Genomic DNA, 510 nt, shown 5'->3' with positions numbered 1-510 from the left:
GCCTCTTGGTTTGGGCTGTTTCCGTTTCGCTCGCCGCTACTCAGGAAATCGCATTTGCTTTCTCTTCCTCCGGGTACTTAGATGTTTCAGTTCCCCGGGTCTGCCTTTCTTATCCTATGGATTCAGATAAGAATCCTACCCGTTCAGGGTAGGGGGTTCCCCCATTCGGAAATCTCCGGATCACAGCTTACTTACGGCTCCCCGAAGCATATCGGTGTTCGTCCCGTCCTTCATCGGCTCCTAGTGCCAAGGCATCCACCGTGCGCCCTTACACACTTAACCTATCGGTTTGTTCTCACACATCGAGCTTCTTTGTCAGCTTCGCTCACCTCCATCCTCATGTACACACGTACACTCCGGTGGCGGTTCGCTGGCTTCCGCGAATCTCTTGGTGCTAACATCCCTTTTTCGGTTTGTTGAACAAACCTTCAAACGGCCACAACACATCATTGACGGTTATGACTCGCTCTCATTTATGCTTACTTTCGTTATCCAGTTTTCAAAGAACAT

At 50.2% G+C, this 510-nt stretch carries 1 rRNA gene; it reads right to left on the bottom strand.

The features are described 5' to 3' along the window. Positions 1-282: ribosomal RNA gene (locus IEW82_RS19905) — 23S ribosomal RNA — on the bottom strand; the annotation flags it as partial. Positions 283-510: the final 228 nt, after the last annotated feature.

This window comes from Pullulanibacillus camelliae (assembly GCF_014642655.1).
GTDB classification, from domain to species: Bacteria; Bacillota; Bacilli; order Bacillales; family Sporolactobacillaceae; genus Pullulanibacillus; species Pullulanibacillus camelliae.
The sequence above is the reverse complement of the archived record's forward strand: the minus strand, read 5'-3'. Positions and strand labels throughout refer to the sequence as shown.